The following is a 13129-nucleotide window of genomic DNA, read 5'->3' on the forward strand; positions in this document are numbered from 1 at the left end:
CGATTCATCGTCGGCACCGGTGAGTCGGGGGCGCATGGATTCTTCCAGCTATCCAGATGACATGTCATCACTCCTTTCAATCGCGCCACCACGGCGCACGGCGACGATTTCCATGGCGGCGATGCCGCCCTTCTCGATCCCAGCCATGAATTCGGCGCGATCCGCAAAGGAGGTTCCAGGGCCCCAAAGGCCGAGACGGATCGCATAGCAGAGGTTGGCAGGATCGGTCGCGCCGGTCGCCGAAACATAGAGGATACGGGCGCGGGGCTGCAGATTTTGCAGCCGGACCCCCGCCAGCCCCTGTTCCGAGCCTTTCTGCTTGCCGAACTGGCTCTCGGTGCCGGCGGCATTGGCCATCTCATGGGCCTCATCAAAGCAGATGACCCCTTCGAAATCGGATTCAAGCCAGGCAAGTATCTGGGCAAGCCGAGAGGCTTCGTCATGCCGTTGCGAACGGAGAGTGGCGTAGGTCAGGAACAGAATGCCGCTGGTCATGCCGATCGGCGTGCCGACAGGAAACGCGTCGAGCGGCTGGATGTCGAGCGGGGATCCACCAAGCGCCGCCCAGTCTCTTCTGGCATCCTCGATCAGCGCGGCGCTCTTGGAAATCCAGACGGCCTTGCGTTGCTCGCGGCTCCACTGGTCCATGATGCAGGCCGCTACCTGCTGGCCTTTTCCGACGCCCGTGCCGTCGCCGATGAAGAAGCCCATGCGATAAGGTTCGCCATTCGCGTCAGGGGACAATAGCGTGCCGGCTTCATTAGGGGCGTAGAGTCCGGGCAGGTCGCGTTCGAAGGCCTGCCCGGCGTAAATGAGGGTCTCGAGCTGTGCGTCCGACATGGCGGCGACGGCGCAGCGCGGTAGCACCGGCACATAAGTCGGCTCAGGCGGCAGGATCGAGGACATGGCGATCGACTCAACCAGTTGATCTGGATGCGCCTTGGCCCCAGCGATTTCCATACGGGAGAGCCGCCAGGGAATGTAGATGCCGATCTGTTCGGCGGCGGGTAGCGGCGTGTCTCGAAGAGCGTAAGCAAGCGGTTCGACGGTCCCATCAATGGCCACAATCGGTCGGGGCTTGGGAAGCGGTACGATAGCGCCTTGTCTGCCCGCCAGCAGCGATCGAATGACCGGGCGCGCATTGCGTGTCGAATCGCCAATCGATGGACGACGACCTGCCGGTTGGGTCGGTTCGGGCGGAACTTCTCCGCCGAGCCGGGGCGGCAAAGAAAGGATATGCGGAAGCAGCGCGTCAACGCCGTTCACTGTGATCCGGTGCGGCGTTCCTTCCCATCCTTTGTCATAGACCAGGAGGCGGACCGAAATGCTGGTGCCATGTTTCGCAAATGGGCGCCCCTGTATCGTGATCTCGACCCGGGGCGGCACGAGGGCCGCGACCGCTTCATAGCCGCTCGCCGCGCTGCCATCATGTGCGAAAGCTGGCGACATGATCGCGACACAGCGTCCGCCCGGTACCAGGCGGGCGAGAGCCGAACGGAGATGGCGCGCGCCTGCGTGGCGATCTTTGCCCCGCGCCTCGCTTCGGGAAAAGGGCGGATTTATGAGGACAAGGCTTGGGCGCTCTGCCTGGTCGAGCAGATCGTCAATATGTTCGGCGTCGTGCCGGGTGACCTCGGTACCGAATGCCTGGGCGAGCAGACCTGTCCGAAGCGGGTCACGTTCATTCAGCACCAGGCGTGCGCCGGCTGCCTTTGCAAAGCCCGCCAGCATTCCGGTCCCGGCGGAGGGTTCCAAGACCACATCATGTCGCGTGATGGCGGCGGCCACCGAAGCGAGAAAGGCAAGCGGCGCAGGCGTCGAGAATTGCTGCATGTCGATCTGGCGTTCGGATCGATAGCTTTGTGTCGGCAATCGCTCCGCAAGCGCAGTGATCGCCAGGAGCGCACGATCAGGCTGGACGTCACCGTCGCTGCCGGTATCCCCCTGGAGAAATGCCGTGACCTGCGCCAGCTCAAGAGCGTCATACGCGTCGCGAAGCGACCAGGCGCCTGAACTGTCATCGGTTCCGAAATGCACTGTCATCAGCCGTGAGAGCCGTTGACGGCTGACAGGCTGGCCGGCGCGAATGAGGTCGGCAAGCGACTGGGCGACTGCAGCGATAGTCCAGATCTTCTGGGCGAGCGGGTCTGAACCGCTTTCAAGAGCGGCGAGAAGCGAACGGGTCATCGGGAAACTCCTGTTGGTGGGGACACTGCCTCTGCTCGGCAGCACGCCCACTCCCTCCTCCCTCCCGGTGGAAGGGTGTCAGGAAAGCGAAAAGCCGGCGCCGCGAAACGCAGCGCCGGCAGGTGTGGGGTTCAGGCTGCTTCCGGAAGGCCGTCGCCCGCATCTTCGGAAACTGCGTCGTCGGCGGGCTCGTCGGGGCCCCCGTCATCATCCTGTTCGCTGCCCTCGCAATCGGGATGTGCCGCCCGACCGAAACGCATCTCGTCCGGTAGCCAGCTCAGCGCCCGTTCCTTGACCTCCGCCTCTACGATCAATTGCCCGGAGAAGAGTTTCTCGGCCGATGCTGCTAGGTCGTGCTTCTTGGACGCCGCGTAGCGATTGGAAAGCTCAAGGCCGCCAACCTCCCCAAAATGAGCCAATATCCTGCCCTTGCTCACCCGATCGAAATAGCGGCGCGCCGTCGGTCGCCACCAGACATGCTCTTCGATTTCGAGCTTGCGACCCAGATGATCGATGAGATCAGCGCCGGTACCGCCGACGGGGACCGCATGGAGGGTGCGGGCGATCGCCCATCCAAGCCACGCTGCCCGCGCGCCTTCATCCAGGCCACAGAAAGCGTCATAACGCTCGACAATGTTACCGGCCTCTGTCCAACTACGATCAAGGCCAGCATCGAGCTCTGTCCAGGCTTCGCTAGCCTGTGTGTCGCTTTCAAATCCCGGCACGCGCGAATAAGGGGCAGCAGCGCGTAGTTCGCTCGGATGCCCATAGCTCCGCCCGAGGGCGACATCGACCATGAAGAAGGTGCCGAGGTCGAGGGCGAAATGTGGATCGCTGGCCACATGAAGCCGGAGGATTTCAGTCTTCATGATCGCGAGTTCCTCAGCCAGTTTCTGGCTGATCGGCGCTATCGATGGGCCGTCCTCGACCAGCTCCTGCTCGGCCTCTTCGGACGTGATTTCGTCGGTGCCAGCCTCTGCTTCTGCTTCTTCGACCTCAAGCTCGGGCTCGGGAACGATGAACAGTCGTTCGTGGAGCCTGGGCTGGCCGTCACTGCCGATGACCAGATAGGCGAGCGCCGTTTCTTTCTGCTCGGCAGAGATGAACGGCGGCTTTTCGTTGAGCGCCCTATGTTCCGCTTCGAGGGCCTCGATCCGGCTAATCTCCTCGTCTGAATAGCCGTCCTCGTCGGCCTCTTCGGCGATGGCTTCCAGTTCCACCTCGATGGCGCGCTGTCGCTCTTCTTCTTCGGGCGTCAGTTCGGCAGGTTCACCCTCCAGTTCGTCGAGCGCCATGGTCTCCATATAGGGGATGCGCGTTTCGCAGATGATGCGGACCTCACCAAAGCCATCCTGCGCGCGGACAGCCTGGGCCGCCGCTTCCATTCGCTCGGCTGCGAGCCGATCGATGATCTCGCTGTCGATCCAGTTCTCATTGGCGGCATCGGAGAAGAGATCGCTGTCGATGTGGCCGCCTGCCGCGATATAGGCATCGCGCCCCACCAGTAGGGCTTTGGGATCGCTGCCGCGATAAAATCCAGAGACGAGCCGCCGGCGAATTTCGCTGAGGTTGGTCGAATAATAGCCACTGCCCATCTCTTGGAAAACGGCTGCCTGTCGCGCGGTATCGGAAATGCTGGCGTAGGCCTTGGCAACATCAAGCGTGATTTCCCCTGCCGCGAGCGCATCGAAAATGCTGTCGGCCAGGCCGGCAAGTCTTAGGCGCCCAAGAACGAAGCGTTCGGTGAGGCCAAAATGCTTGGCGACGTCGGCAGGTGTCTTCTTCTCGCCATCGATGATCGCCTGAAACGCCCGGCATTCCTCGGCAGGGGACATGTTGAGGCGGATGAAATTCTCAATGAGGCTGACCTCGGTCGCGTCATTCTTGTCGGCGAGCACCATCACGGCGACAGGATAGTCAGGCCCCAGGACGCCGTCCTCGATGAGCGCGTGGATCTGGGTCAGTCGTCGGCCGCCGGCAGTGATATGATATTCACCCTTCTTGCGAGCCACTGGAATGCCGATCAGATTCTGAATGATGCCCTTGGCGGCAATGCTGGCCTTGAGTTCCGCATCCGCTTCGGGGTCACTGCGCTTGCGCACATTGGTGGGAGCGATCGAAAGCTTGGATGCCGGAACGAAGATGACGGGAGGTGTCTTGTTCATGGAGTATCTCCAACAGGCGGAGCGCCCCAACCATCAGGCCGCTAACCGCGCCCGCTCCACCACCGCCTTCCCTCCTGCCCGCAGCACCTCGTTCCAATCGTTGAATGGCGCAGCGGGCCAGAGGACGATGATGTCTCGTCCGGTAAGCGCGTAGCTCTCCAAGGCTCTGGTCACCGCCCTCCTGCCAGCGCGGTCATTATCAGCGAGGAGGACAAGGCGCTTGATGCGGGTTGGGATATCGATCCTGTGGAACCGCTCGGCTCCAAGGCTCGCCCAGACCGGGATGGCAAGCAGTAAGGCTGCCGAAAGGGCATTTTCGACCCCTTCCGCCAGGCCAAGGGTATCCTCAGGCTCAAGAAGCTGGACGGCATCTCCACGCAAGGGGCCCAGCGAGCGTTTGGTCTTTGTCAGCAAAGCTGGCCGTCCATTGAGCTGTAGGAAGTTTCGCTGGATGGCGTTCGGGCAGCGTGGTTCCCCGACAGCTATGAGCAATGCAGGCAGATATCGTAGCGTTTTCCCTCGGCCCAACGGGGTCGCGGGATGGTAGCGCATGAGCTCATATATCGGTGAAACAGACCTGCTGCGCAGATAGCGCTCAGCCGGCGTGCCGCTGACGGATCGTCCCTGGCCCCAGAGCCGCATGGCATATCCTGTCGTATCGCCGCCGGCCTGCCATTGATCGGATTTGCCGTTCTCGCCTCTCGGCACGTCGAGCCTCACGCTTCGGAGCGCACCGAGAATTTCGCCAATCGTGCAGCCGGCAAAGCATTTGAAAAGGAGCGAGGTTCGACCGCACCTGACTGACAGGCTTGGCGTTCGATCCTCATGGGCAGGACATCGGCACATGCCCCGCCCGTTTGACCAGGTCCCGCCGAGCCGTCGAACGATCCGCTCGCCCGCGGCGGCCATTGACGCGCTCACGGATCGATCCTCACGCCGATCGCGGCTATGCCGATCGAGAATGTCACCGGAGTGCATCGCCCAGTCACGACGGGTCTGAATGCAGATCCACAGGTGCGCGGAAATTGGCAGCAAGGCATGGAGATCACCCAGGAGAGAAGGTACATGACCTCATGTGAGGCCTTCCTTCTCACCCTCTCCTCTCCTGCCTTGCAGCGGGCGTTCGCCAACCGCGAAATGCTATCCCAGATAAGACCGTTGATTTCGCGTGTCAGTTTAATGACACTCATAGCTTATCGAAACGGATCGGCCACCTTGCCTGGCTCTATCAGCCGCGGTCGCCGACGCATTTAGAGGGTCGGGTCGCACCGTGACTAGAAACAATCCGCCTCCCGAACTGGAGCAATATCGGGCAGCCGTCGAGTCGCTGACCGACCGCCAACGCGAGTGCATGGCGCATGTGGCGCGCGGCCTTAAATCCAAACGGATCGGCGCCAAGCTTGGCATCCAGTCGGGAACGGTCGACAAGCATATCGAAAAAGCCCGTAATATCCTGGGCGATATGGATCGATTTGACGCGGCCCAGATCGTTCTGGCCTTCGAGACCGCTAGCGACACCTTCGTCGCCCACACCCAATTTTTAGCACCCCAAACGTTCGGAATATCTTCGGAAAGTAAAATCGTACCACCTGTCCCTGCTGATCACGAAGCGAGCGGAGAGCCAGAGCGTGACGGGCAGCTTGTCGAGGAACAAGGGAGCTATTCCCTCGAACGCCTCACAATCTCCGTCATCGGCTGGCTCCCGCTTCGTTCAAGCAGGAGACCGAGCAATGACCTGAACCAATCAAAAGCTATCATCACCGCAGCGGCATTGGGCGCTTTGGCCCTCCTTCTTGCCGGCTCGGCCATGTCGCTCCTTACGGTGATGGACAGTTTCGCCCGTCCGTAAGGGCATTTTTCGACAACCTTTTCGAGAAACCATGCATTCCAGTGGAATGCGGGAGGAGGCATCATGCCCAGACAACGTCAAATCATCGCCCACTCGATCGCGCAGCGGCTGTACGCGGCGGAAGAAGCCATCGATCTTGCGGCCGCCCGGATAGCCGAACTCAATGCCGCCCTTCCTCTCGCGCGTCTCGAAGGACGCCTCGCAGCAGCGATCGGGCAGGACGCCTTCCAGTCTTCTGCATCGGCTATCATGCTGCTCGCACAGACGCGAGCGGAACTCGTTGCCACCCACAATCAGCTCAAACGCGTTAGCGACGACATTGGCCTTGGTGAGCAGGCCTATGGCGACGTCTTCAAGGTCGCAAGCGGTGAGGGACAGCAGCCGGCGGTGGCTCACCAGCTCCGCGCTGCCTGAACGACGAACGTCAAATACTTGACTGGGAATGAGATTTCCATTTCGAAGTCGATATGACCAGACAGATGATGTTCGTCGGACTTTTGGTCCTGAGCTCAATTTATGGGGTCGCAAGGGGTGGTCGGCCCGAACAAATCGGGGCGGCAACCCTTGCACTGGGCGTTCTAGCGAGCATTGTTTTTTCGCATCCCGTCACACTCCAATTCCAGAGCGTGGAGGTCGGAATGCTCGCCGTCGACGCGGCCATGCTGGGTGTGTTTCTATGGCTTTCTTTCAAAAGCACGCGATTTTGGCCAGCTTGGGTTTCCGGCATGCTCATGGCCGAGGTCGCGGTTCATGTGATGCGCGTGATGGTGCCGGATGTGGTGCCCAAAGCCTATATGGATGCCGTGGCCATCTGGAGCTGGGTGGCTCAGGTCATTCTGATCGTCGCGACGAGGCGACATCAGCGGCGTCTGCACCGTCTGGGTGCCGACAGATCCTGGAGGAACTGATTGGCCTGGGCGATCCCGAACGTGCGAAGCTATTATCAGACCGCCTCCTCGATCGTTTCGGATCTTTCCCCGAAGCGCTGAATGCACCTGAGGCGGACCGTATCGACGCCGTCGGCGGCCGTGACGTCGAAGGTCTATTCGCGTCAGTCCGAGCTGCAATCCACATCGTCCTGCGAGGGCGCCTTCCACAAAGGGCGGTTCTTGCAAGCGAACCAGCGGTTCTCGAATATCTGCGCGGCACGATGGCGTTCGCACCCAACGAGCAGTTTCGCGTGCTGTATCTCAATGCCGGCAATGCGCTTCTTCGCGACGAACTGGCAGGGAGCGGCTCGGTTTCATCCGTCCACGTCTACCCGCGCGAGATCCTCAAGCGGTGCCTGGAGCTCGGTGCGACCGCCATCATCGTTGCCCATAACCATCCGTCGGGCCGCCTTGTCCCATCCAGGAGCGACAGAACCATGACCCGCAATCTGGTCGAGGCTGCAAGGGCGCTCGACGTTGCCGTCCACGACCATATCCTGATCGCCCAGGAGGGCAGCCTGAGCTTCCGTAGACAGGGACTTTTGTAAGCCAAATCGCGCGCGAACGGCAGGTTCAGCCTCACGCCGCGCCGTTCAAGCATAGGGAGATATGCTGTGCCCCATCGCTCGTTCGCTCGTATGGAAACCTGCCGGAAGCTGGTGACAATGCGCAAGGCACTTGGCGATGCCTTGGGCTATCGTCACTGTGCCAACCCGATATGGGACATGCTCATGGAACTCTATATTGCCGAACGAGAGAGACGGATCGTCTATCTCTGGTCCCTGTGCAGCTTTGCCAATGTCCCGTTCTCGACGGCTTGCCGCAAAGTCACCGAGATGGAAGAAATTGGCCTCGTCAGGCGAAACACGGCCCATCGCGATCGTCGCGGCGTAGTGGTTACGCTGACCAAGAACGGCGAAGGCCTGATCGAGTCCCTGCTGGATCGCCTTGCCGAAATCTACAATGTCGAGTCGACAGCCCGTGCCGGTGTTTCCACGCTGGTCAGGTTCGCCAATTGATCCACGCGCCGTAGCTGAACAGCCTCCAAGCGGCGCACAGCTGCCCAGGCGGCCCAGATTTTTTCGGCCTGCGCCGCCTCGACTGGGCATATTACCACGATGAGGGTCTTGGGCCCCTTGCCCAACAGTCGCGCAAAAGATTCTCGTTCGCCTGGGGTCAGTCGATCGATCCCGTAGACTGCCACCAACCGCGGCCGTTCGTGCGTGAAGAGGCCGTGCTGCTCGGGCGTGACGACCTGGCTCAAGCGGATGGGAATGAACTGAATTGCCAATTCCTCCGCGATGCGTTTGAGCTGCATGCCCGGATCGGCGCCGATAGGAACCAGCCTGATGATAGGCTTTGGCTTTTCGCTATCATTCCAGGCTACCTTCAAGCGCTCACCCAAATCTGGTGACGAGGGAGCTACGTGCATCATGGACTTTCGTAGGGACGGCTGGTGCCATTGGCCTGTTGCGTCCGCCGGGTCAAGCTGCTGTGGCGCCTTATGTCCCGCTGCGCTCGCCGCGTGCCTTGATCATTTGAAATTGCGGCTTTTGACCAGCGCCCGATCTCGCGCCGTACCGATATGCAGATCGGGAATCAGAATATCGCGAGGTTGCGGCATGACGCGCGGATCTGGTCCACCACCATTCTTGGCGCCGTCGCCACGCCCATAGCTTATCGGAAATGGCGTCGACTTTTCGCTGAGGGAACTCAGGAGCGCAGACAGGTCGACCAGCTTCTTGACGATGACGTGGACCACCTCGCCTTCCCGCTGCACCTGACCGTAGAGGCCAATCATGCGGGCTCCCATCACGATCCTGCGATTCTGTTCGAACATGCTCGGCCAGACGATGAGATTGGCGATACCCGTTTCGTCCTCGATCGTGATGAACATGACGCCTTTGGCCGATCCGGGGCGCTGGCGCACCAGTACCAGACCGGCCAGCCAGATGTAGCGACCGTCTTTCATGCTATCGAGATTGCTGCACGGGACCATCTTCTGTCTCAACAATTCCTCGCGGAGAAATGAGACCGGATGTTGCCGCAGGGTTAGCCCTACATGGCCATAATCTTCGACCACCTCCCTGCCCTCGCTCATGGGCCGGAGCGCCACAGGCTGCTCGACGATCTCATGGACGAAACCATTCTCCCGGGCGTCGGCGGCCGCGAAGAGGGGCAATTGTTCGTTCCGGAGCGCCTTGATGGCCCAGAGGGCATCGCGGCGCCCGCGGCGCAGCGATGTACGAAAGGCATCGGCTTCGGCAAGCCGATTGAGCGCGCCCACGCCGACACCCGCCCGCCGCCAAAGCTCTTCGATACTGAAAAATGGCTCATCGGCGCGAGCCATCACGATGCGGGCGGCGTCGGCCTCCTTCAGTCCCGCCACCATGCGCATACCAAGCCGCACAGCGAAGCGATCATTTCCCGCCGGTTCGAGGGTGCAATCCCAGCGCGACGCATTGATGCAGACGGGCCGTACGTCCACATGATGGGCTCTGGCATCAGCCACGATCTGGGCAGGCGCATAGAAGCCCATGGGCTGTGAATTGAGAAGGCTCGCGCAAAAGATGTCGGGATGCCAGCATTTGAGCCAGCAGGAGGCGTAGGCAATCAATGCGAATGAGGCGGCGTGACTTTCGGGGAAGCCATAGCTGCCAAAGCCCTCCAGCTGACCGAAGGTCTTTTCAGCGAAGTCGGCGGTGTAGCCTCGTTCGACCATGCCACCCACAAGCTTCTCCTTGAACTTCGAAACCCCGCCCGTGAACTTGAAGGTCGCCATCGCACGGCGGAGCTGGTCGGCTTCCGAAGGTGTAAATCCCGCGCATTCGATCGCCACCCGCATCGCCTGTTCCTGAAAAAGCGGGACGCCGAGCGTCTTACCCAGCACCTTTTCAAGTTCGGGTTTGGGATATTCGACCGGCTCCTTGCCAGCCCGTCGGCGCAGATAGGGATGGACCATGTCGCCCTGGATCGGCCCAGGCCGCACGATCGCGACCTCGATCACAAGATCGTAAAAGGTGCGCGGCTTGATGTGGGGGAGCATCGCCATCTGGGCACGGCTCTCGATCTGGAAAGCGCCAAGCGTGTCGGCGGCGCGGATCATGGCATAAGTGCGCGGATCCTCAGGCGGGATGGATGCCAGGTCCATCTCGATCCCCTTATGCTCGCCCAAGAAATTAAACCCGCGCTTCATGGCGGTCAGCATGCCCAGCGCCAGGCAATCGACTTTCATGAATTTGAGGCTGTCGATGTCATCCTTGTCCCATTCGATGACCTGACGGTCGGGCATCGCTGCTGGCTCGATCGGCACCAGTTCATCGAGCCGATCATGCGTGAGAACGAAGCCTCCAGGATGCTGCGACAAGTGCCGCGGGGTTCCTATGAGTTCGCGCGCGAGGTCGATCGCCAGTCTTAGCCGCCGGTCCGAGAGATTGAGGCCGAGTTCACCGACATGGCGCTCCTGCACGCCTTCCTCGCTCCAGCCCCAGATCTGGCTGGAGAGCGCCTTGATAAGATCTTCAGAAAGCCCCAGCGCCTTGCCGACGTCCCGGATCGCGCCCTTGGCCTTGTAACGAATGACGGTCGAGCACAGGGCAGCATGGTTGCGCCCATAGGTTTCGAAAACCCACTGCATCACGATCTCGCGCCGCTCATGCTCGAAATCGACGTCGATGTCCGGCGGCTCCTTGCGCTCCTGGCTGATGAACCGCTCGAACAGGAGGTCGGAGCGCTCCGGGTCAATCGACGTGATACCGAGCACGAAGCAGACCGCGCTGTTTGCCGCTGACCCGCGCCCCTGACAAAGGATGTCGCGGCTGCGGGCAAAGCGGACGATCGCGTTCACCGTCAGGAAATAGGGCGCATATTCAAGCTCGGCGATGAGCCCCAATTCATGGCACAGCAGTCCCTCGACCTTGTCCGGAACCCCGTCGGGATAACGCGCAGCCGCAGCTTCCCAGGTGAGCTGCTCAAGCCTCATCTGGGGCGACATGCCGCAGACACCGGCTTCCTGCGGATATTGATAGCGCAGCTCATCCAACGAGAACTGACACCGCCGGGCTATCTCCAGGGTTTGGGCCAGTGCCTCAGGATAGCGGCCATAAAGACGGTGCATCTCGTGGGCCGGCATGAGATAGCGATCGGCATAAAGCTCGCGCCGCGCGCCCAGCTCGTCGATCGTGCAGCGATGGCGGGTGCAGGTCATGACCTCCTGCAAGACCCGCCTGTGTGGATGATGATAGAGGACATCGCCGGTCACCACAGTGGGCACGTGATGGCGCGCGGCGAGATTGGAGAGATTATGCAGGCGCAACTGATCGCCCGGTCTCCGCCGGAGGGTCAGGCTGAGATAGGCACGGCCTTCGAATATATCCGCGAACCGCGCAACCACACCCTCGGCTTCCTCGACTTCACCGGGGAGCAGGACGGCCAACAATCCTTCGGCATAATCGGCAACATCGTTCCAGCCGATGATGCATCTTCCTTTGCCGCCGCGCTTCTTGCCCCGGCTGAGCAGTCGGCAGAGATGGGCATATCCATTTCTGTCGAGCGGGTAGACGAGGAGACTGTCGCCCTCGGCGAGATCAAGCCGGCAACCAACGATCAGCCGAACATTGGTGACCTTGGCGGCCTCATAGCCGCGAACGATTCCTGCGAGGCTGTTGCGGTCGGTGATCGCCAGAGCTTCCAGCCCACACGCTTCAGCCTGCGCGAACAGTTCCTCACAGCTCGAGGCGCCCCGCAAAAAGGTGAAATGGGAGACGCATTGAAGTTCGACATAACGCAGGTTATCGGAACGCATTTGTTCCTTATATGTTCTTTTAACGCTGACGGGAAGCGGGACCGAGACTCTTTCAAGGAACTCGATTGGTCTGGCGTCGTTAAGTCGATATCGGATCGCAATTCTGCCCCCCGCAATCGGTCCGATATAATTTCGGCCCTGCCAGCATCTCCCCGCTGGCAGGGCCTTTATTTATTTCACAAGGTTTGCTGCTTGCTTGATGAAGCGTCCAGCCAAACTGACCCCAGCGGCCAAAAGAAACCCCGCCGGAGACAACTCAACGACGGGGCCAGGTTCAGGGAGGTGTCGCTCTAAAGGGGGAAAGAACGACAATGCAAAGATAGGAATACTAAGTGCTATTTCAAGCGATTGGTGCGACGTATCATGTCCATAGTGAAGAAGGATCGTTCTGCGTTTTGAACTTTTAAGCGCCTTAAAACGCGGACCGCAGCCGATGCCATAATTGGCACGAATCATCGTCAGTTGAAACCGACGCCCTGCGCCGTAGCGGGCCGGATCATTCTTGCGGCGAAGGCCCTTCACCCGATCCAGCGACAAGCGCGTTGATGATCATGCTCGTGATCGTCTCCTCGGCCGTGCGGCGCACGCCCGCGTCCTTCGACACGAAATCGTTCCGCAGCCAAAGCGGCGCGCGCTCTACGGCTCGGGCAATGATGTCCTTGGCCTGGTCGTCCATCTCCAATGCCTATGATCTCCAATCGGAGGTAGCGCAAACCAAAACTCGCCGACCATTATCGATAAACAGCAGACGATAATGAACGACCGGTCCTGGCCGTTAGGCGGCCGTCCGGTTTGGAACCGTATACGGGGATAGCTGACGCTCATGCGGCGTCGGCTGCCGACCAAAGCCGGTCGTTCACTTTAGGCCACGGACTCATTATACCGCAACCAGATACGGATGGATGCGAGTTGGACTGAGGCGAGGAAGTTATCATCTCGCTTGTCGTATCGGGTTGCGACGGCCCGGAATTGTTTGAGTTTGCTGAAGAAGCGCTCGACGAGGTTACGGTATCGATAGAGGAAGGCGCTGAATACGGGAGGGCGCTTGCGGTTTGGCATGGGCTTGATGTTGGCCCATACACCGCGAGCAGCCATCTGTAAGCGCTAAAACACTCCCACAGGGGAGCGCTCAGGCGGCCTGATCGATGACGGGGCTGGCGGTGGCGCGACTATCTACCCAGTTGTAGGGGAGCAG

The 13129-nt window shown here is 60.6% G+C and carries 11 protein-coding genes and 1 pseudogene; 5 read left to right on the top strand and 7 right to left on the bottom strand.

Going from position 1 to position 13129, the window contains the following annotated elements:
- Positions 1–48: 48 nt before the first annotated feature.
- The 3 genes from DI606_RS17555 to DI606_RS17565 all read right to left on the bottom strand — a co-directional run bounded on the left by DI606_RS17555 (position 49) and on the right by DI606_RS17565 (position 4766).
- The gene (locus DI606_RS17555) at positions 49–2187 is read right to left on the bottom strand and encodes a strawberry notch-like NTP hydrolase domain-containing protein (protein ID WP_293985206.1); all 2139 of its coding nucleotides are present in this window, start codon (positions 2185–2187) and stop codon (positions 49–51) included.
- Positions 2188–2318: 131 nt separating this feature from the next.
- The gene (locus tag DI606_RS17560; RefSeq protein WP_293985207.1) at positions 2319–4352 is read right to left on the bottom strand and encodes a ParB/RepB/Spo0J family partition protein; all 2034 of its coding nucleotides are present in this window, start codon (positions 4350–4352) and stop codon (positions 2319–2321) included.
- Between the two features lie 33 nt (positions 4353–4385).
- Positions 4386–4766, bottom strand: a complete 381-nt coding sequence (locus DI606_RS17565) for a toprim domain-containing protein (RefSeq protein WP_293985208.1) — start codon at positions 4764–4766, stop codon at positions 4386–4388.
- 856 nt (positions 4767–5622) lie between these two features.
- Between DI606_RS17565 and DI606_RS17570 the strand changes: the two genes are divergently transcribed.
- The 5 genes from DI606_RS17570 to DI606_RS17590 all read left to right on the top strand — a co-directional run bounded on the left by DI606_RS17570 (position 5623) and on the right by DI606_RS17590 (position 8149).
- Positions 5623–6201: a response regulator transcription factor gene (locus tag DI606_RS17570; protein ID WP_293985209.1), complete on the top strand. Its 579-nt coding sequence runs from the start codon at positions 5623–5625 to the stop codon at positions 6199–6201.
- 63 nt (positions 6202–6264) lie between these two features.
- Positions 6265–6615 (top strand): hypothetical protein, encoded by a 351-nt coding sequence (locus tag DI606_RS17575; protein WP_017501651.1) that lies wholly within the window; start codon positions 6265–6267, stop codon positions 6613–6615.
- 65 nt (positions 6616–6680) lie between these two features.
- Entirely contained in the window at positions 6681–7109 is a 429-nt protein-coding gene (locus tag DI606_RS17580) for a hypothetical protein (RefSeq protein ID WP_157228522.1), read from the top strand.
- 5 nt (positions 7110–7114) lie between these two features.
- Positions 7115–7678, top strand: coding sequence for a RadC family protein (locus DI606_RS17585; RefSeq protein WP_293985214.1), 564 nt, complete (start codon positions 7115–7117; stop codon positions 7676–7678).
- A 117-nt stretch (positions 7679–7795) separates the two neighbouring features.
- Complete coding sequence (locus tag DI606_RS17590; protein WP_293985210.1) at positions 7796–8149, top strand: winged helix DNA-binding protein; 354 nt, start codon at positions 7796–7798, stop codon at positions 8147–8149.
- On the opposite strand, the gene DI606_RS17595 is transcribed toward DI606_RS17590, so the two are convergent.
- The 4 genes and pseudogenes from DI606_RS17595 to DI606_RS17610 form a co-directional block, all read right to left on the bottom strand.
- Positions 8089–8523 (bottom strand): hypothetical protein, encoded by a 435-nt coding sequence (locus tag DI606_RS17595; RefSeq protein ID WP_293985211.1) that lies wholly within the window; start codon positions 8521–8523, stop codon positions 8089–8091. The two genes, DI606_RS17590 and DI606_RS17595, sit on opposite strands and share 61 nt — an antisense overlap.
- 141 nt (positions 8524–8664) lie before the next feature.
- Positions 8665–11934, bottom strand: coding sequence for an error-prone DNA polymerase (locus DI606_RS17600; protein ID WP_293985212.1), 3270 nt, complete (start codon positions 11932–11934; stop codon positions 8665–8667).
- A 496-nt stretch (positions 11935–12430) separates the two neighbouring features.
- Complete coding sequence (locus DI606_RS17605) at positions 12431–12610, bottom strand: hypothetical protein (RefSeq protein ID WP_293985213.1); 180 nt, start codon at positions 12608–12610, stop codon at positions 12431–12433.
- A 185-nt stretch (positions 12611–12795) separates the two neighbouring features.
- Positions 12796–13020: pseudogene (locus DI606_RS17610) on the bottom strand (transposase); the annotation flags it as partial.
- Between the last annotated feature and the right edge of the window lie 109 nt (positions 13021–13129).

Source organism: Sphingobium sp. (genome assembly GCF_003248505.1).
In the GTDB taxonomy this organism is placed as follows: Bacteria; Pseudomonadota; Alphaproteobacteria; order Sphingomonadales; family Sphingomonadaceae; genus Sphingobium.